The 17,951-nt window shown below is 68.6% G+C and carries 13 protein-coding genes; 5 read left to right on the top strand and 8 right to left on the bottom strand.

From position 1 onward, the window contains the following. Positions 1 to 18: 18 nt before the first annotated feature. The 8 genes from ACIBI4_RS22950 to ACIBI4_RS22915 form a co-directional block, all read right to left on the bottom strand. On the bottom strand, positions 19 to 1,167 hold the full coding sequence (locus ACIBI4_RS22950; RefSeq protein ID WP_399205852.1) for an ABC transporter ATP-binding protein: 1,149 nt from the start codon (positions 1,165 to 1,167) through the stop codon (positions 19 to 21). Continuing rightward, positions 1,160 to 2,218: an ABC transporter ATP-binding protein gene (locus ACIBI4_RS22945; RefSeq protein ID WP_399205851.1), complete on the bottom strand. Its 1,059-nt coding sequence runs from the start codon at positions 2,216 to 2,218 to the stop codon at positions 1,160 to 1,162. Before ACIBI4_RS22945 ends, ACIBI4_RS22950 begins: the two co-directional genes overlap by 8 nt. Positions 2,219 to 2,229: 11 nt before the next feature. Further along, positions 2,230 to 3,186, bottom strand: coding sequence for an ABC transporter permease (locus ACIBI4_RS22940; RefSeq protein WP_399205850.1), 957 nt, complete (start codon positions 3,184 to 3,186; stop codon positions 2,230 to 2,232). Continuing rightward, entirely contained in the window at positions 3,179 to 4,108 is a 930-nt protein-coding gene (locus tag ACIBI4_RS22935) for an ABC transporter permease (RefSeq protein WP_399205849.1), read from the bottom strand. Before ACIBI4_RS22935 ends, ACIBI4_RS22940 begins: the two co-directional genes overlap by 8 nt. A 142-nt stretch (positions 4,109 to 4,250) precedes the next feature. Continuing rightward, positions 4,251 to 5,876, bottom strand: coding sequence for an ABC transporter substrate-binding protein (locus ACIBI4_RS22930; RefSeq protein WP_399205848.1), 1,626 nt, complete (start codon positions 5,874 to 5,876; stop codon positions 4,251 to 4,253). Positions 5,877 to 6,394: 518 nt separating this feature from the next. Beyond that, positions 6,395 to 8,302 carry a translational GTPase TypA gene (gene typA / locus ACIBI4_RS22925; protein WP_399205847.1) on the bottom strand — a complete coding sequence of 636 codons (1,908 nt, stop codon included), beginning with the start codon at positions 8,300 to 8,302 and terminating at the stop codon, positions 6,395 to 6,397. A 175-nt stretch (positions 8,303 to 8,477) separates the two neighbouring features. After that, complete coding sequence (locus ACIBI4_RS22920) at positions 8,478 to 9,131, bottom strand: hypothetical protein (RefSeq protein WP_399205846.1); 654 nt, start codon at positions 9,129 to 9,131, stop codon at positions 8,478 to 8,480. A gap of 197 nt (positions 9,132 to 9,328) precedes the next feature. Further along, positions 9,329 to 11,482 carry an ABC transporter family substrate-binding protein gene (locus ACIBI4_RS22915; protein ID WP_399205845.1) on the bottom strand — a complete coding sequence of 718 codons (2,154 nt, stop codon included), beginning with the start codon at positions 11,480 to 11,482 and terminating at the stop codon, positions 9,329 to 9,331. A 308-nt stretch (positions 11,483 to 11,790) separates the two neighbouring features. On the opposite strand from ACIBI4_RS22915, the gene ACIBI4_RS22910 reads away from it, so the two are divergent. From ACIBI4_RS22910 to ACIBI4_RS22890, 5 genes are all read left to right on the top strand, one after another. After that, complete coding sequence (locus ACIBI4_RS22910; RefSeq protein WP_399205844.1) at positions 11,791 to 12,078, top strand: hypothetical protein; 288 nt, start codon at positions 11,791 to 11,793, stop codon at positions 12,076 to 12,078. Between the two features lie 45 nt (positions 12,079 to 12,123). Then, positions 12,124 to 12,963 carry a hypothetical protein gene (locus tag ACIBI4_RS22905; protein ID WP_399205843.1) on the top strand — a complete coding sequence of 280 codons (840 nt, stop codon included), beginning with the start codon at positions 12,124 to 12,126 and terminating at the stop codon, positions 12,961 to 12,963. Further along, positions 12,963 to 14,927 carry a fumarate reductase/succinate dehydrogenase flavoprotein subunit gene (locus ACIBI4_RS22900; protein WP_399205842.1) on the top strand — a complete coding sequence of 655 codons (1,965 nt, stop codon included), beginning with the start codon at positions 12,963 to 12,965 and terminating at the stop codon, positions 14,925 to 14,927. Before ACIBI4_RS22905 ends, ACIBI4_RS22900 begins: the two co-directional genes overlap by 1 nt. Beyond that, positions 14,927 to 15,715 carry a succinate dehydrogenase/fumarate reductase iron-sulfur subunit gene (locus tag ACIBI4_RS22895; protein ID WP_399205841.1) on the top strand — a complete coding sequence of 263 codons (789 nt, stop codon included), beginning with the start codon at positions 14,927 to 14,929 and terminating at the stop codon, positions 15,713 to 15,715. The genes ACIBI4_RS22900 and ACIBI4_RS22895 overlap by 1 nt, the downstream gene beginning before the upstream one ends. Positions 15,716 to 15,782: 67 nt before the next feature. Then, positions 15,783 to 17,891 carry a TPM domain-containing protein gene (locus ACIBI4_RS22890; RefSeq protein ID WP_399205840.1) on the top strand — a complete coding sequence of 703 codons (2,109 nt, stop codon included), beginning with the start codon at positions 15,783 to 15,785 and terminating at the stop codon, positions 17,889 to 17,891. The last annotated feature ends 60 nt before the right edge of the window (positions 17,892 to 17,951 follow it).

Raw genomic sequence — 17,951 nt, 5'->3', positions numbered from 1 at the left:
GTCTGCCGCAGAGAGGAATTACGCCGCGTGCACGACGTCCTTCTCCTCGGCGAAGTGGCACGCCGACTCGTGGGCGGCCGGGGTGTCCTTGCCGGCGAAGCGCTCCGGGATCGCGAGCAGCGGGACCTCGGTGGAGCAGCGGTCCTGGGCCTTCCAGCAGCGGGTGCGGAAGCGGCAGCCCGACGGCGGGTTGGCGGGCGAGGGCACGTCACCGGTGAGGATGATGCGCTCGCGGCCCTCACGCGACTCCGGGTCCGGCACCGGCACCGCGGAGAGCAGCGCCTGGGTGTACGGGTGGGTCGGGTGGTCGTAGATCTGCGTGTCCGTGCCGATCTCGGCCATCTTGCCCAGGTACATCACGCCGACACGGTCGGAGATGTGCCGCACGATGGACAGGTCGTGCGCGATGAAGACGTAGGACAGGTTGAACTCGTCCTGCAGCTTCTCCATCAGGTTGATGACCTGTGCCTGCACCGACACGTCGAGCGCGGAGACCGGCTCGTCGCAGATGATGATCTCGGGGTTGAGGGCCAGACCGCGCGCGATACCGATGCGCTGGCGCTGACCGCCCGAGAACTGGTGCGGGTAGCGGTTGATGTACTCGGGGTTGAGACCGACGACGTCGAGCAGGTCCTGGACCTTCTTGCGCCGGTCGCCCTTCGGGGCCACCTCGGGGTGGATGTCGAAGGGCTCGCCGATGATGTCGCCGACCGTCATACGCGGGTTCAGCGAGGTGTACGGGTCCTGGAACACCATCTGGATGTTGCGGCGCACGGCCTTGAGCGCACGGCCCGACAGCCGGGTGATGTCCTGGCCCTTGTAGAAGACCTCGCCGGCGGTGGCGGTCTCCAGCGTCATCAGGAGCTTGGCGACGGTGGACTTGCCACAGCCGGACTCGCCCACGATGCCGAGGGTCTCGCCCTGGTAGAGGTCGAAGGAGACCCCGTCCACGGCCTTGACCGCACCGATCTGCTTCTTGAAGAGGATGCCCTGGGTCAGCGGGAAGTGCTTGACCAGGTTGCGCACCTGAAGGATCGGCTCACCGCGCTCCACCGGCGCCTCGATGGCCGCGACGGCCTCCTCGGCGGTGGAGGCGTCGACCGTCTCCACGTCGGTGACGTTGGGAGTGGCGTCCACAGCCTCGTCCTTCTTGCTGAGCTCAGCCATGGATCGTCTCCTTCCAGAAGTGGCACGCGCTGCCGCGGCCGGGAAGCTCGCCGCCGTCCCGCTCGGTCACCGGGATCAGCGCCGGGATGTCCGTGCGGCAGAGGTCGGTGGCCTGCGGGCAGCGCGGGTTGAAGGCGCAGCCGCTCGGGATACGGGTCAGGTTGGGCGGCAGACCCTTGATCGCGTAGAGCTCCGAACCCTTCTGGTCCAGACGCGGGATCGAGTTGAGCAGACCCTTGGTGTACGGGTGCGCCGGGCGCTTGTACAGCTCGTGCACGGGCGCGGTCTCGACGATGCGGCCCGCGTACATCACGGCGATCTTGTCCGCGACGTCGGCGACGACGCCGAGGTCGTGGGTGATCAGGATCAGACCCATGTTGTACTCGCGCTGCAGATCCGCGAGGAGGTCCATGACCTGGGCCTGAACGGTCACGTCGAGCGCCGTGGTGGGCTCGTCCGCGATGATCAGGTCCGGCTCCAGGGCGAGCGCCATGGCGATCATGATGCGCTGGCGCATACCGCCGGAGAACTGGTGCGGGTAGTCGTTGACCCGCGCCTTGGCGGCGGGGATCTTGACCCGGTCCATCAGCTCGATGGCCTTGGCCTTGGCCTCCTTCTTGGAGAGGCCCTGGTGCACACGGAACATCTCGCCGAGCTGGTAGCCGACGGAGAGCACCGGGTTGAGCGAGGAAAGCGCGTCCTGGAAGATCATCGCGATCTTCTGGCCGCGGATGTTGCGCCGCTCCTCGTTGGACATCTTCAGCATGTCCTGCCCGCGGAAGAAGATCTCTCCCTTGGGGATACGGCCGGGCGGCATGTCCAGGATGCCCATGATCGCCTGCGCGGTCACGGACTTGCCGGAGCCCGACTCACCGAGGACCGCGAGGGTCTCGCCGGCGCTGACGGTGTAGTTCACACCGTTGACGGCCTTGGCCACGCCGTCGCGGGTGCTGAACTCCACGTGCAGATCGCGGACTTCGAGCAGCGGGCCGCCGAAGTCGTCCGAGCCGCGAGGGCTGGGGACGCTCGACTTCTTGTCGATGGTGGTCACGTACGCCTCCCTCAGCGCAGCTTGGGGTCGAGGGCGTTGCGGACCGCATCGCCGAACATGAGGAACGAGAGCACGGTGATCGAGACCATCACCGAGGGGATGATCAAGGTGTGCGGGTCGTTACGGATGTGCTCACGTCCGGCGGACACGTCCAGGCCCCACGAGATCGCGGGCTCGGACAGTCCGATTCCGAGGAAGGACAGCGTGGCCTCGGCCGCGATGTACCCGCCGAGCGCGATGGTGGCGACGACGATGATCGGCGCGAGAGCGTTCGGCAGAATGTGCCGGAACAGGATCCGCGAGGTGGAAGCGCCCAGCGCTTTGGCCGCCACCACGTAGTCGGACTGCTTGATGGTGATCACCGCGCCGCGGGCAACACGTGCGATCTGCGTCCAGCCGAGGAACGCCAGAGCCATGATCACGACCCAGACACTGCGCTGCTCGAATGCGTTCAGAACAACCAGAGCACCGAGCAGGAAGGGGATGCCGAGGAAGATGTCGGTGACCCGGGACAGCAGCGTGTCGGTCCAGCCACCGAAGTAGCCGGCGATCATTCCGACGATGGTGCCGATCACCGTGACGCAGACGGTCACACCGACGCCGACTGTGATCGAGGCACGGGCACCGTAGATGATCCGCGCGTAGATCGAGCGTCCCTGACCGTCGTAGCCGAGCCACTCGGGAGAGAAGAAGTGACCCCACTCCGGGTTCTTCAAGTAGTCCCTTGACAGGTTCTCGACGTCCCGAGGAGATGCGCTGGTGAACAGGCCCGGCCAGATGGCCATGACCAACAAGAACACAATCAGCAGCGCGGAGATGATGAACAGAGGCTGACGGCGCAGGTCGTGCCAGGCGTCGGACCAGAGGCTGCGCGGCTTGCCCGTGGGGGCAGGGCCCGCATCCGTGGCGGCGGCCGGAGCCGGCTCGCCGGTGGTGGTGGTGACCTTCTCAGCGGTCTTGTCAGGCATACCGGATCCTCGGGTCCAGGACCGCGTAAAGCAGGTCGACGATCAAGCTGGCGGCGAGGTAGATGAGCACCATCAGCGAGGCGATGCCCACGACGGTGGCGCCTTCACGTCGCTGAAGTGCCTCGAAGATCTCGCGGCCGACACCCTGCACGTTGAAGATGCCCTCGGTGACGATGGCGCCGGTCATCAGGTTGCCGATCTCGATACCGAGGAAGGTGACCACGGGGATCAGCGAGTTGCGCATCAGGTGGACACCGATGATGCGCCGGCGCGGCAGGCCCTTGGCCACCGCGGTGCGCATGAAGTCCGCGCGCAGGTTCTCCGCGACCGACGTGCGGGTCAGTCGGGCGACGTATGCCAGGGAGAGCGATGCCAACACGATTGCGGGCAGGAGCAGTTCGGACATGTTCGTGGAGTCCTGGACGTTCGGCGTCATCCAGCCGAGCTGGAACGCGAACAGGTACTGCAGCAGGTAGCCCAGCACGAAGGAAGGCATCGAGACCAGCACCAGCGTCAGGCCGAGCAGGCCGCGGTCGCGCACCGAGTTGGGGCGCAGGCCGGCGATGATGCCGAGGCCGATGCCCACGAGCGAGACGAAGGCGAACGCGAAGATCGTCAGGCGGATCGTCACCGGGAAGACCCGGGCGATCACGTCGGCGATCGGCTCCTTGCTGGCGATCGTGGTGCCGAAGTCGCCTTGGACCAGGCCAATCATGTAGTCCGCGTACTGCTTGAGGATGGGCTGATCGAGCCCGAGGTCCTTCTTGATGCTCGCGACCACGGTCGGGTCGTAGGCCTGATCGCCCATCATCGCCCGGACAGGGTCGCCGGGCAGGGCGTACATCATGAGGAAGATGAGCAGTGTCGATCCGATGAACACTGGGATCATCTGGAGCAGTCGTCGTGCGACATAGCGCCCCATTGGTGCCTCCGTGAGGGGTTACTGCAGCTGTGGGGGCCGTTCCCCGCGATTGATATCGAGGGGAACGGCCCCGCACAACCCCCACCGCCACCAGGAGATGCGGTGGGTTTACGGCCGAGTGGGAAGAGGCCCTAAGGCTCCGTTACTTGGTGGTGACTGCCCACACCTCGAGGTCACCGTGGAAGTCGACCTTGACGTTGTCGACGTCCTGGCTGTGACCACCGTTGATGCGGTAGTACCAGAGCGGGATGGCCGGCATGTGCTCGACCAGCTTCTTCTCGACCTCCTGGAAGGCCTTCACGGACTCGTCCAGGGACTTCGCGTTGTCCGCCTTGTTCATGGCCTCGTCGATCTCCTTGTTGGAGAAGCGACCGTTGTTGGCCTCGGCGGTGGAGTGGTAGAGCTCCTTCATGAAGTTGGCGTTGACCGGGTAGTCGGCAACCCAACCACCGCGGTACATGCCCTTGACCTGGTCGTTGTCACGGGCCTCGAGGTCCGTGGCAAAGTCAGGCTTGGCGTCGCCGACGCACTCCACACCGGTGTTCTTGCGGATGGACTCGCAGACCGCGGTCACCCACTCCTTGTGCCCACCGTCGGCGTTGTACTGGACGGTGAACTTGTTGCCCGGAACGCCGCCGCCCTCTTCGATGAGCTGCTTGGCCTTCTTCGGGTTGAACGTGAAGACGTCCGTGTCCAGGTCCTGGTTGCCCTTGACGCCGGGCGGCGTGAAGGACTCGGCCGGGGTACGGGTGTTGTTCAGGACGGTCTTCGTGATGGTGTCACGGTCGATCGCCATGGACAGACCCTGGAGAACCTTGGGGTCGATGTCCTTGAACGTCTTCGAGTAGAACGCCGGGGTCAGCGTCTGGATGGCGGCGTAGGGCTGCTCGATCGCGCCGTCACCGAGGTCCTGCTTGTAGTTCGGCAGGTCCGTCGGGCCGACCTGGCGGATCATGTCCAGGTTGCCGGAGCGAAGGTCCTTGTACGCGGCCTCGACGCCACCGGCGTAGTGCTTGAACTGGATACCGCCGTTGGCGGCCTTGTTCGGACCCTGGTAGTCCTTCCAGGCCTTGACCTGGATGAGCTTCTTGTGGGTCCACTTCTCGAAGGTGTACGGACCGTTACCGATCGGCTTCTGGCCGAACGCCTTCGGGTCGTCGTAGAAGACCTTCGGCAGCGGGGCGAACGTGGCGTAGCCCAGCTTGTAGTTGAAGTACGGGACCGCGGCCTTCAGCTCGATGGTGAAGGTGTGGTCGTCGACAACCTTGAGGCCCGACATGGTGTCGGCCTTCGGGTCGCCCTTCTCCGGGTGGACATCGGCGTAGCCCTTGATGTCCTGGAACCAGAAGGAGTTCTGCTGGTTGTTCTTGATGTTGGCGTACCAGTTCCACGAGTCGACGTACGACTTCGCGGTGACGTCCTCACCGTTGTGGAACTTCCAGCCCTTCTTGAGCTTGACCGTCCACGTCTTCGAGTCCTTGGTCTCGACCGACTCGGCGTTCGTGTAGACGATGTTGCCGTCCGCGTCGAAGTCCAGCAGCTGCGTGAACAGGGACTGGATGACGTACGAGCCGTTGGACTCGTTGGTGTCGGCCGGGATCAGCGGCTTCTGGGGCTCGCCGACGTCGATGGAGACGTAGCCGGCGGGCTTGCCCGCGCCGCCGTTGTCCTTCTTGTCGTCGTCGCCGCCACCGCCGCCACAGGCAGTCGCACCCAGCGCCACCGCGGTGGCTATCGCGACCCACTTGGCGCTCTTGGCACCACGCATGGGTTCCTCCTCATGAGTCCACTTGTTCACTACAAGAGGGGGTACACGCGATCTCGCCGACACCCCTGACGGCGAAGATCAAGTACCCCAGTGTGCTCGTGAGTCGGCGCTCCCCACAGCGCGTGACCCATTGACCCGAGCTCTACGCCGTCAACTATTAGCCATGGGGTACGAGCCGACCACACTCTTTTGGTCTCGGTTCGATCACACCTGTCGCCTACTTCTTCCGAAATACGGACAAACCGATCCGAGATAGATGCTCGCGAAACGGACTCGTTACACATCTATCGGTCAGGAGCGTCCGGATTCCGAACAGAACGGTGCGGAAAACCAGTTGCGGGTCAACACGCGTAGCGTCGGGCGGCCCACTGAGCGTGGCGACAGGGCGAAGCGGTCCCCCAGGGACCCCATCGGGCCCCCCGGGAAGACGAACGGCCCGACTCTACGCCCAAGAGGGCGTGGAATCGGGCCGGTTCGGCCAGGCTTGAATCAGCCTTGAAGCAGGTGCCGCAGGTGCGTCAGCTGTTCTTGGCGCGCGAGGCGGCGCGAGCGCGCGTCGTCTTGTCCAGGTCGACCTTGCGGATACGCACGGCCTCCGGGGTGACCTCGACGCACTCGTCGTCGCGGCAGAACTCCAGGGACTGCTCCAGGGAGAGCTTGCGCGGCGGGACGATCGCCTCGAAGGAGTCGGCCGCGGCCGAGCGCATGTTGGTGAGCTTCTTCTCCTTGGTGATGTTCACGTCCATGTCGTCGGCGCGCGAGTTCTCGCCGACGATCATGCCCTCGTACACCTCGGTGCCGGGGTCGGTGAACAGGACACCGCGCTCCTGCAGGTTGGTCATCGCGAAGGCGGTGACGGCGCCGGCGCGGTCGGCCACCAGCGAACCGTTGTTACGGGTCGCCAGGGTGCCGAACCAGGGCTCCAGGCCCTCGTGGATGGAGTGCGCGATACCCGTACCGCGGGTCTGCGTCAGGAACTCCGTACGGAAGCCGATGAGGCCGCGGGACGGGACGACGAACTCGAGGCGGACCCAGCCGGAGCCGTGGTTGGACATGTTGTCCATGCGGCCCTTGCGGACACCCATGAGCTGCGTGACGGCGCCCATGTGCTCCTCGGGCACGTCGATCGTCATGCGCTCGACCGGCTCGTGCGTCTTGCCGTCGATCTCCTGCGTGACGACCTGCGGCTTGCCGATGGTCAGCTCGAAGCCCTCGCGGCGCATCTGCTCGACCAGGATGGCCAGCGCCAGCTCACCGCGGCCCTGCACCTCCCAGGCGTCGGGGCGCTCGGTGTCGAGGACGCGCAGCGAGACGTTACCGATCAGCTCGCGGTCGAGGCGGTCCTTGACCTGGCGCGCGGTGACCTTGCGGTCCTTGACCTGGGTGCCCTTGTCGGCGCCCTTGCCGGTGGCGCCGCGGCCGACGAGCGGCGAGGTGTTGGTGCCGATGGTCATCGAGATGGCCGGCTCGTCCACCGTGATGAGCGGCAGCGCGACCGGGTTCTCCGGGTCCGCCAGCGTCTCGCCGATCATGATGTCCGGGATACCGGCGACCGCGCAGATGTCGCCCGGGCCCGCGTACTCGGCGGGCTTGCGGGTGAGCGCCTCGGTCATCATCAGTTCGGTGATGCGCACGTTCTGCACCGAGCCGTCGCGCTTCATCCAGGCCACGGTCTGGCCCTTGCGCAGCTCACCCTGCTCGACGCGGAGCAGGGCGATACGGCCGAGGAAGTTGTCCGCGTCGAGGTTGGTGACGTGGGCCTGGAGCGGGGCGGTCTCGTCGTACTGCGGGGCCGGCACGTGCTCGAGGATCGTGGAGAAGAACGGCTCCAGGTTGGTGGAGTCCGCCGGGACCGTGCCGTCCTCCGGCTTGGTCAGCGAGGCGATGCCGTCGCGGCCGCAGGCGTAGACGATCGGGAACTCGATCTGCTCCTCGTCGGCGTCGAGGTCGAGGAAGAGGTCGTACGTCTCGTTGACCACGTCGTCGATGCGGGAGTCGGGGCGGTCCGTCTTGTTGATGCACAGGATGACGGGCAGCCGCTGCTGGAGGGCCTTGCGGAGCACGAAGCGGGTCTGCGGGAGCGGGCCCTCGGAGGCGTCCACGAGCAGGACCACCGCGTCCACCATCGACAGACCGCGCTCGACCTCGCCGCCGAAGTCGGCGTGGCCGGGGGTGTCGATGATGTTGATGGTGATGACGTCGCCGCCATCCTTCGGGTGGTACTTCACCGCGGTGTTCTTCGCCAGGATCGTGATGCCCTTCTCACGCTCCAGGTCGTTGGAGTCCATCATCCGGTCGTCGACGGACTCCAGCTGGTGCGCGGCGAAGGCGCCGGCCTGCTTGAGCATGGCGTCGACGATGGTCGTCTTGCCGTGGTCGACATGGGCGACGATGGCGACATTGCGGATGTCGTGGCGCGTGGGCACGTGCGGTGCTTCTCCCGGGACGAGTGGTGCTTGCGAGCGGCTGTGCGTAGCTCTGATGTACGCCTCTGCCGCGCCGGGCTGGACACGCCACGGCCTTACCCCATCTTACGTGGGCCGGCGGGGGTGGGCCTGCTCGGGTCCCGTCGCCTTGTCTGACCTGCAGTTTTTCGGCCGTTTACGCTGCTTCGGCGGGCTCGGCTGCCGCAGGCGAGCCCGCCGGGCAGCGCGCGAGGGCGGCCTCGTGCGCGACGTCCGCCAGGTCTGGGTCGTCCGCCGGGTTCCGCTCGATGCGCTCGGAGCACGGCAGGGCGGCTGTGCCGGTGCCGGACCAGGTGGAGACGTGGCCCTCGGCAGGGGCGGCGCTGCCGCAGCGGTAGGTGTAGTCGGCGTCGACCAGCGGGACGTAGACGTAGGCGAAATAGTGGCCTGCGGCGGCACGGGTGTCCGAGAGCGTCAGCCGCCCCGGATCGGTCGCCTTCTCGCCCGGCCTGCCGAGCGGAGAGACGTCCAGAAGACGGCCGAGCGCCTTGACGGTGTCCGCCGGCCGCGGCCCCCGGGCGGCGGAGGCGCCCAGAACGCTTGCCTTGTGGGAGCGCCCATCGACCGGCTCGAAGGTGGCGTTGTAGCCACGGCCGTCCTTCGTCACGTGAATCGGCTTCGCCAGACCCGAGAGCTCGGTGCGACGCTGCACCGAGCTCCAGGTGTACGCGTCCTTGCCACAGGACTGCCGCTGCGGAGCCGCTTCCTCCGGAGAGCCGGACGACGTGCAGGCCGTCGCGCCGGCGCTCAGCGCCAGCAGGGCAGCACCCAGTGGCAAGATCCGCTTCATATCCGTATCCCCCGCAGGAAAGCCGACAAGAACGTCACGACCGGACAGCGAGGGGAGAGCGCCGTGGTCAAGCAGGGGGACGGCGCAAGATGACCCGGGTCAAGAGTCGGAGATGACCTTGCCCGCCGGATCGACCGGCGGGCAAGGGACTTGAGGTAGTTCTGAGCTAGGGGATCACTGCCTTCACGTCATGCGCACTACTTCTTCGCCGACTTGAGGAACCCGATGTCCTCGTACGACGGCGACTCGAAGCCGAACGCACCCGTGTTCGCCAGGGACGGGCGGACCGCGACGAGTTCGGGGCGCTGGTAGAGCGGGATGGAGCCGGCCGCGGCCCAGATGCGGGCGTCGGCCTTCTTCACCAGGTCACGCGAGGCCTTCTCGTCCAGCTCGGCCAGCGCCTGGTCGAAGAGCTGGTCGATGTGGTCGGTGCCGACGCGGGCGTAGTTCTGCTCGACGTTCAGCGAGCCGTCCGCCGCCGGTTCGGGCTTGGCGAAGATCGGGCGGGCGTCGGTGGCCGGGTAGGCCGAACCGGGCCACGAGTAGAGGGCCATGTCGAACTGGCCGGACGCGATGTGGTCCTTGAAGTAGCTGTCGTCCGGGACCTTGGTGATCTCGGAGTTGATGCCGACCTTCTGCAGCATCCGCTGGATCCGCTCCCCGACCGCCCGCAGCTGCTCCGAGCCCGGCCCCGACGGCAGTACGAACTTGAGGTTCAGGGCCTTGCCGTCCTTGGCGAGCGGACCGCCGGCCGGCTGGGGCGCGGCCGTTCCCTTCGGCGCGTACGCACCCTGGGCGCCGCCGCGGTGCGCCTCCTTCTTGCGCTCCTCCTCGCGCTTGACCTTCGCCTCGGGCTGGTTGTCGGCGCGGACCTCGAAGCGGTCGTCGGCCCGCGGCTTGCCGTCCTCCTGGCCGACGATGTAGGTGCCGTCCTCGTCGGAGGCCGCTGCCTTCTTCGCCTTCTTGCCCTTGCTGCCCGCGGTCTTGACCGGGCCGCCCTGCACCCAGCCCGCGTCGGCGAGCAGGGCGCGCGCCTCGGCGGTGTCCTGGTCGCCGAGCGCGCCGCTGTTGTCGGAGTACGCCTCCTGCCCGGCGAGCGCGACATGGCTGCCGACCGGGTCCGCGGGCAGGCCGAGCGGCTTGAGTACGACCCGGGCCAGCTCCTCGCGGTCGAGGGCGCGGGCCACGGCGCGCCGTACGCGCTCGTCGGCGAGCGGGCCGCCGGAACCGTTCAGGGCGAGCTGGGTGTAGGCGGGTTCGAGGGACTTGCGGACCACGAAGCCCTGCAGGCCCTTCTGCTCCTTCGCGTACTTCTTGATCGCCTTGTGGGTCTTCTCGATGGACGCGGAGGCGGCCTCGGCGCGCTCGTAGTCCTCCGGGTCGTTGGCGACGGCCCACGTGCGCAGCGCCTTCGCGGGGGTCAGCTCGGCGCCGGGTCCGTGCGCGAGCGGGCCGCTCGTGCCCTTGTCGCGGGCGGCGTGCGCGATGCGCTCGGCGTCGGCCGGGGTGATCTCGGCGATGTCCACGTCACCGGCGGCGAGGGCCTCGGCCCGCTCGTCGCGCGGGACGGCCTTGAGGACCATCCGCTCCAGCTTCGCGGGCCGGCCCCACCAGCGCGGGTTGCGGGAAAGCGTGAGCTCGCCGGACCCGCGGTCGACCTTCTCGATGCGGAACGGGCCGGCCGTCGCCTTGAGCTTCTTGCGGGCGCCGTCGTTGAAGGAGTCGGGGGTGCCCATGACCTCCTTGGGGTACAGCGGCGAGAAGAGGGAGCGCCAGTCGGTGTACGGCTTCGCGAAGGTGACCCGTACCTCGAGGTTGTTGGCGCCCTTCTCGATCTTCTCGATCCGGTCGTAGCCCGCGTTGCGCGCGGTCCAGAACGCGGAGTCCGCGCCGGACAGGGCGCGCCACTGGGCGGCGAAGTCGGCGGCGCCGATCTCGCGGCCGTCGCTCCACACGGCCTGCTGGTGGAGCTTGTAGAGGACGACCTGCTTGGGCTCGGTCTCGACGACCTCGGCGCTCTCCAGGTAGTCCGCGTTGCGCACGGCACGGCCGCGCTCGTCGAGTTCGTACATCGACGGCAGGACGGCGCCGGCGATCCGCGAGGTCGTCGGACCGGCGTCGGACTGGAAGGTGTTGAGGGTCTCGGGCAGTGCGTCCACGGCCCAGGTCGCCCGGCCCCCGTCGGCGATCAGGTCGCGCTCGGCGGAGGCGATGTCCTGTGCGGCGAAGGGTGCGCCGGCGGTGTCCTCGGAGCTGCCGCACGCGGAGAGCGCGGGCAGCGCGAGCACGCCCGCGATGAGGAAGACCGTCGCCCGCACTGCGGGGCGTACAGCGGGGTCGCGTGGGGGCATGGCGTGGGACCTCCGGGGCTCGCCCGGCCACCGCGCTTCCCTTGAGGTGCCGGGATCGTTCACTTTTGGGGGAATTTGAGTGCTGATCACACGGATACGGGCTTCACTGAACGGGATCCCTCGGAGACGGCGCGGGCGACACGTCGGCGGGCCCGCGCAAGCCCACCCGTGCGGCCCAATCCGGCCACCGTCCGCTCTCGTACGGGGGAATCCGCGCAGATCCCTTCACAATCCGGGATGTGACGCGCAACACTCGCAGGCGCACGATCCATGGGATCCGCCGCGAAGAGGCGAGTGGAGGGCAACTCATGTCCCTGCACGATGATTTGACGGCCGTTCAGCGCTGTCTCGACGACCTCGTGCGCTCGGTCGCACGACTGGAACAGCATGTCGGGTCCGGCCTGGACATCCGCCGGGTACGCACCGACGCCGATCATCTGCGCGACAGCGTCGCGCTGCTCAAGGAAGCCGCTCCGGCGCTGCCGCCGAAGCCGCGTCCCGAAATGGTCAGCATCCCGGACACCCCGTACGACCGGTCCTTGTGGACCGATGCCGACGACGAGGGTCTGGGTGCCAGCGACCGCCGCGCACCCTGAGCCGCCCGCCCCCAGGACAGAGAGCCGTATCGACTGGAGACCCCGTTGGCCACTGGCACCGATTCCCAAGCCTCAGAGAAGTCCAGCCATAGCGGGGGCGGGGTGCGCGGCGCGGGCCGCGCCGCCATCGCCGCCCCGCATCTGCGCACCGACCGCTGGTGGCTGCAGCCCGCCGCGACCGCCGCGGGACTGCTCGCGTTCGTCGTCTACTCGACGTGGCGGGCCTTCGCCAACGCGGACTACTACGCGGCGCCGTATGTCTCACCGTTCTACTCGCCCTGTCTCGCGGAGAACTGCCAGGAGATGAAGGGCGGGCCCAACTGGGAGATCTTCGGGAGCTGGTGGGGCCTGTCGCCCGCGCTGCTCATCCTGATCTTCCCGCTCGGCTTCCGGCTGACCTGCTACTACTACCGCAAGGCCTACTACCGGGGCTTCTGGGCCTCTCCCCCGGCCTGCGCGGTGGCCGAGCCGCACCAGAAGTACAGCGGCGAGACGAAGTTCCCGCTGATCTTCCAGAACATGCACCGCTACTTCTTCTACGCGGCCGTGCCGGTGGCGGGCATCCTCACGTACGACACCGTGCTCGCCTTCCGCGACGAGAACTACGAGTGGGGCCATATGGGCCTCGGCACGCTCGTGATGCTCGTCAATATCGTGCTGATCTGGGCGTACACCCTCTCCTGCCATTCCTGCCGGCACATCGTCGGGGGCAAGCTCAAGCACTTCTCCAAGCACCCGCTGCGCTACCGGATGTGGAAGGGCATCGGCCGCCTGAACGGCAGTCACATGCTGCTCGCCTGGGCCTCGTTGATCTCTGTGGCCCTCGCCGACTTCTACGTCTATCTCGTTGCCAGTGGCGCATTCGATGATCCGAGGTTGTTCTGATGACGACGGTTGAGCGGCAGCAGTGGGATGTTGTCGTGGTGGGCGCCGGTGGCGCCGGACTGCGGGCCGCGATCGAGGCGCGGGAGCAGGGCGCGCGGACGGCGGTGATCTGCAAGTCGCTGTTCGGCAAGGCCCATACGGTGATGGCCGAGGGCGGGATCGCCGCCTCGATGGGCAATGTCAACGACGGCGACAACTGGCAGGTGCACTTCCGCGACACCATGCGCGGCGGCAAGTTCCTCAACCAGTGGCGGATGGCCGAGCTGCACGCGCAGGAGGCCCCCGACCGCGTCTGGGAGCTGGAGACCTGGGGTGCGCTCTTCGACCGCACGAAGGACGGGCGGATCTCGCAGCGCAACTTCGGCGGCCACGAGTACCCGCGGCTCGCGCATGTCGGCGACCGTACGGGCCTTGAGCTGATCCGGACCCTGCAGCAGAAGACCGTCTCGCTGCAGCAGGAGGACTTCAAGGAGCACGGGGACTACGAGCACGGTCTGAAGGTGTTCCAGGAGTGCACGGTCACGCGCATCCTCAAGGACGACGTGGACGGGCGTGTGGCGGGGGTCTTCTGCTACGAGCGCGAGTCCGGGCGCTTCTTCGTGATCGAGGCGCCGACCGTGATCCTCGCGACGGGCGGGATCGGCAAGTCCTTCAAGGTGACGTCCAACTCGTGGGAGTACACGGGGGACGGGCACGCGCTCGCGCTGCTCGCCGGGGCGCCCCTGCTGAACATGGAGTTCGTGCAGTTCCATCCGACCGGGATGGTCTGGCCGCCGTCGGTGAAGGGGATCCTCGTCACCGAGTCGGTGCGCGGGGACGGCGGGGTGCTCAGGAACTCCGAGGGCAAGCGGTTCATGTTCGACTACATCCCGGACGTCTTCAAGGAGAAGTACGCGGAGTCCGAGGAGGAGGGCGACCGCTGGTACGACGACCCGGACCGCAACCGCCGGCCTCCCGAACTGCTGCCGCGTGACGAGGTCGCACGGGCGATCAACTCCGAGGTGAAGGCGGGGCGCGGGTCGCCGCACGGCGGGGTGTTCCTGGACGTGTCCACGCGAATGCCCGCGGATGTCATCCGGCGCCGGCTGCCGTCCATGTACCACCAGTTCAAGGAGCTGGCGGATGTGGACATCACGGCCGAAGCGATGGAGGTCGGGCCGACCTGCCACTACGTGATGGGCGGAATCGCCGTCGACTCCGACAGCGCGGCCGCGGTCGGGGTACCCGGCCTGTTCGCGGCCGGTGAGGTCGCGGGCGGGATGCACGGCTCGAACCGGCTCGGCGGGAACTCGCTCTCCGACCTGCTGGTCTTCGGCCGGCGGGCCGGGTTGCACGCGGCACAGTACGCGGCGGGCCTGGCCGGTGACCGGCCGGTGATCGAGGAGACCCAGATCGATCTGGCCGCCGCGGAGGCGCTGCGGCCGTTCTCGGCGGAGAGCCCGGAGGCCGGGGAGGCCGGGGAATCCGGTGAGGTCGCCGCCGGTCCCGCGGAGAACCCGTACACCCTGCATCAGGAACTGCAGCAGGCCATGAACGACCTCGTGGGCATCATCCGCCGCGAGGAGGAGATGGCGACGGCGCTCCGCAGGCTCGCCGACCTGCGGGTCCGTGCGCGGCGGGCCGGGGTCGAGGGGCACCGGCAGTTCAACCCCGGCTGGCATCTGGCGCTCGATCTGCGGAACATGCTCCTGGTCAGCGAGTGCATCGCGCGCTCCGCGCTGGAGCGCTCGGAGAGCCGCGGCGGCCATACGCGCGAGGACTATCCGGGGATGGACCGCACGTGGCGCCGCGTCAATCTGCTGTGCCAACTGGCCGATCCGACGGGAGGGTTGGCGGCCACGGATCCGGTACGCGGCCAGATCCGCCTGGTCCGCAAGGAAACGGAACCGATCCGCCCGGACCTGATCGCCCTCTTCGAGAAGGAAGAGCTGGTCAAGTACCTGACCGAAGAGGAGCTCCTCTGATGAGTACGGCTGCATCGACCTCGTACGAGGCGCACTTCAAGGTCTGGCGTGGGGACACCGACGGGGGCGGGCTGGAGGATTTCACCGTCGAGGTGAACGACGGTGAGGTCGTGCTCGACATCATCCACCGGCTGCAGGCCACGCAGGCGCCCGATCTCGCCGTGCGGTGGAACTGCAAGGCGGGCAAGTGCGGTTCGTGTTCCGCGGAGATCAACGGACGGCCGCGGCTGATGTGCATGACGCGGATGTCGACGTTCGAGCGGGACGAGACGCTGACCGTCACTCCGCTGCGGGCCTTCCCCGTCGTACGGGACCTCGTGACCGACGTCGGCTTCAACTACACGAAGGCCCGCGAGGTCCCCTCCTTCGTACCGCCACAGGGGCTCGGGCCCGGCCAGTACCGGATGATGCAGGAGGACGTGGACCGCTCGCAGGAGTTCCGCAAGTGCATCGAGTGCTTCCTGTGCCAGGACACCTGCCATGTGGTGCGCGACCACGAGGAGAACAAGGCGGCGTTCGCCGGGCCCCGGTTCCTGATGCGGGTGGCCGAGCTGGACATGCACCCGCTGGACGGGGCGGCCGATGAGGGTCTGGACCGCAAGGCCACGGCGCAGGACGAGCACGGGCTCGGGTACTGCAACATCACCAAGTGCTGCACCGAGGTCTGCCCCGAGCACATCAAGATCACGGACAACGCGCTGATCCCGCTGAAGGAGCGCGCCGTGGACCGCAAGTACGACCCGCTGGTGTGGCTGGGCAACAAGATCCGGCGGCGTACGGAGAGCTGATCCACCGGGTCGCGGCCGGGAGCACGCCCGGTCGCGACCCGCCATATGCGGACATACGCTCACCTATGTGACGCCAACCCGCCGCACCCTGCCTCACATAGCCGCGCGGGCGGTGCTCGCCGCGCTCTTCGTGGTGGCGCTGCCCCTGCTCCTGGCCGGTCCCGTACGGGCCGAGGGGCCGATCACGTTGTCGCGGGACGGGCAGATCACCGACAAGGTGGGAGCGCTCGGTGACCGCGAGGGCGAGGTGACCAAGGCGCTCGACCGGCTCTACGACGACCGCGGGGTGCAGCTCTTCGTCGCGTACGTCCGCGATTTCTCCGGCCAGTCCGCGCAGTCCTGGGCGAACAGCACCGCCGAGCGCAACGGGCTCGGCCTCGACGACATCCTGCTCGCGGTGGCCACGCACGACCGGCAGTACGCGTACTCCGCCGACCAGGACGCGAAGCTCGGCGAGGCCGAGATGCGGGAGGTGGCCTCCACCGCCATCGAGCCCGCGCTGCGGCAGAGCGACTGGGCGGGCGCCGCGGTCGGGGCCGCGAACGGCTACAACGCGGTCCTCGCCGGTCAGCCCGTCCCCACCCCGGCGATCACGCCCGGTGAGCGCGACCCGGGAGCGGCCGAGGACCACGGTCCGGCCACGGGCGACCTGGTGCTTCCGGTGATCGCGGTCGGCAGCGCGGGCGCGCTCGCCGCGTACGCGTACACCCGGAACAAGCGGAAGAAGAACGGCGGCGGCAAGGGCGCAGGGGCCGCGGGCCGGCACCAGGGCCCCGCCCTGAAGCCACTGCCCGAGCTCGACCAGGAAGCGCGGCTGCTGCTCGTGCAGAGCGACGACGCCGTCCGCACCTCCACCGAGGAACTCGGCTTTGCCGCCGCCCAGTTCGGCGACGACGCCGTCAAGCGCTTCCAGGACGCCGTGGCGTACGCGAAGAGCGAGCTGACCGCGGCCTTCAAGGTGCGCCAGCAGCTCGACGACGCCTTCCCCGAGGACGACGCCACCAAGCGGCGGATGCTCGACGAGATCATCTCCCGCTGCACCGAGGCGAACCGGCGCCTGGACGCCGAGACCGCGGACTTCGACCGGCTGCGCGCGCTCGGCGAGAACGCCCCCGAGGCACTGACGCTCGCCGAGGGCCGCTTCCGCGAGGTCGGTGCGCTGACGACCGCGGCGGCCGCTACGTACACGACGCTCACCACGCGGTACGCGGAGTCGGCGGCCGCGCCCGTGAGCGGGCATGTCGAGGAGGCGAAGGAGCGGCTGCTCTTCGCGACGGAGAACCTCAACCAGGCGCGCCAGGCCGTGGACGCGGGCCAGAACGGGCCCGCCGCGGTCCATCTGCGGGCCGCCGAGGGCGCCGTCGACCAGGCGGGCACGCTGGTCGAGGCCGTGAACCGGCTCGCGGCGGAGCTCGGGCAGGCCGAGGCGAAGCTCCCCGGCGCGCTCACCGAGACCGAGACCGATCTCGCGGATGCGCGCGGGCTGCTCCAGGGCACGGCGGCCGGGACCTCCACGGCCGATCTGCAGGGCCGGATCGCGCGCGCCGAATCGGTCCTCGAGGACGTACGGGGTGTGGTGGCGGGCGGCCGCCACGACCCGATCGACGCACTGCGCCGGATCGAGGAGGCCGATGCCGCGCTCGACGAGGCGCTGGCCGGGGCGCGCGAGCGCGAGGTCGCCGACCGGCGGGCGCGCGGAATCCTCGACCAGACGCTGCTGACGGCGCGCAGTGCGGTGGGCGCGGCCGCGGACTACGTCACCACGCACCGTGGCGGCGTGGGCAGCGAGGCGCGGACGCGGCTCGCGGAGGCCCAGCGGCATCTCGCGCAGGCCGAGTCGCTGGCCGCGTCCGACGCGTCCGGTGCGCTGGCGCAGGCGCAGCAGGCGGACGCGATGGCACGCCAGGCCCAGCAGCTCGCGGAGCGCGACGTGCGCTCCTTCGACCCGTACGGCGGCGGGACGGGCGGCGGCCGGCCGCGGTCCGGCGGGATGGGCGGTGCGGTGCTCGGCGGGATCATCCTCGGCGAGGTGCTCGGCGGGATGGGGCGCGGCATGGGCGGCGGCGGCTTCGGCGGGTACGGGCGCGGGGGCGGCGGCGGTGGGGGCTTCGGCGGGCCCGGGAGCTTCGGCGGGGGTGGGACGCGGGGGCGGATGGGTGGTGGAGGCCGCTTCTGACCGACGCCGCAGGTCCCGTATCGCAGGTCCCGTATCGCAGGTCCTGTACCGCACGTTCCG

This window comes from Streptomyces sp. NPDC050418, assembly GCF_044458745.1.
Taxonomy (GTDB): domain Bacteria; phylum Actinomycetota; class Actinomycetes; order Streptomycetales; family Streptomycetaceae; genus Streptomyces.
This window is presented reverse-complemented; position numbering and strand designations above follow the sequence as displayed.

Bases quoted from the DNA above. Each gene is read 5' to 3' on its own strand.
- ACIBI4_RS22950 (WP_399205852.1), bottom strand. From the start codon at position 1,167: ATGGCTGAGCTCAGCAAGAAGGACGAGGCTGTGGACGCCACTCCCAAC.
- ACIBI4_RS22940 (WP_399205850.1), bottom strand. From the start codon at position 3,186: ATGCCTGACAAGACCGCTGAGAAGGTCACCACCACCACCGGCGAGCCG.
- ACIBI4_RS22935 (WP_399205849.1), bottom strand. From the start codon at position 4,108: ATGGGGCGCTATGTCGCACGACGACTGCTCCAGATGATCCCAGTGTTC.
- ACIBI4_RS22930 (WP_399205848.1), bottom strand. From the start codon at position 5,876: ATGCGTGGTGCCAAGAGCGCCAAGTGGGTCGCGATAGCCACCGCGGTG.
- ACIBI4_RS22920 (WP_399205846.1), bottom strand. From the start codon at position 9,131: ATGAAGCGGATCTTGCCACTGGGTGCTGCCCTGCTGGCGCTGAGCGCC.
- ACIBI4_RS22915 (WP_399205845.1), bottom strand. From the start codon at position 11,482: ATGCCCCCACGCGACCCCGCTGTACGCCCCGCAGTGCGGGCGACGGTC.
- ACIBI4_RS22910 (WP_399205844.1), top strand. From the start codon at position 11,791: ATGTCCCTGCACGATGATTTGACGGCCGTTCAGCGCTGTCTCGACGAC.
- ACIBI4_RS22900 (WP_399205842.1), top strand. From the start codon at position 12,963: ATGACGACGGTTGAGCGGCAGCAGTGGGATGTTGTCGTGGTGGGCGCC.
- ACIBI4_RS22895 (WP_399205841.1), top strand. From the start codon at position 14,927: ATGAGTACGGCTGCATCGACCTCGTACGAGGCGCACTTCAAGGTCTGG.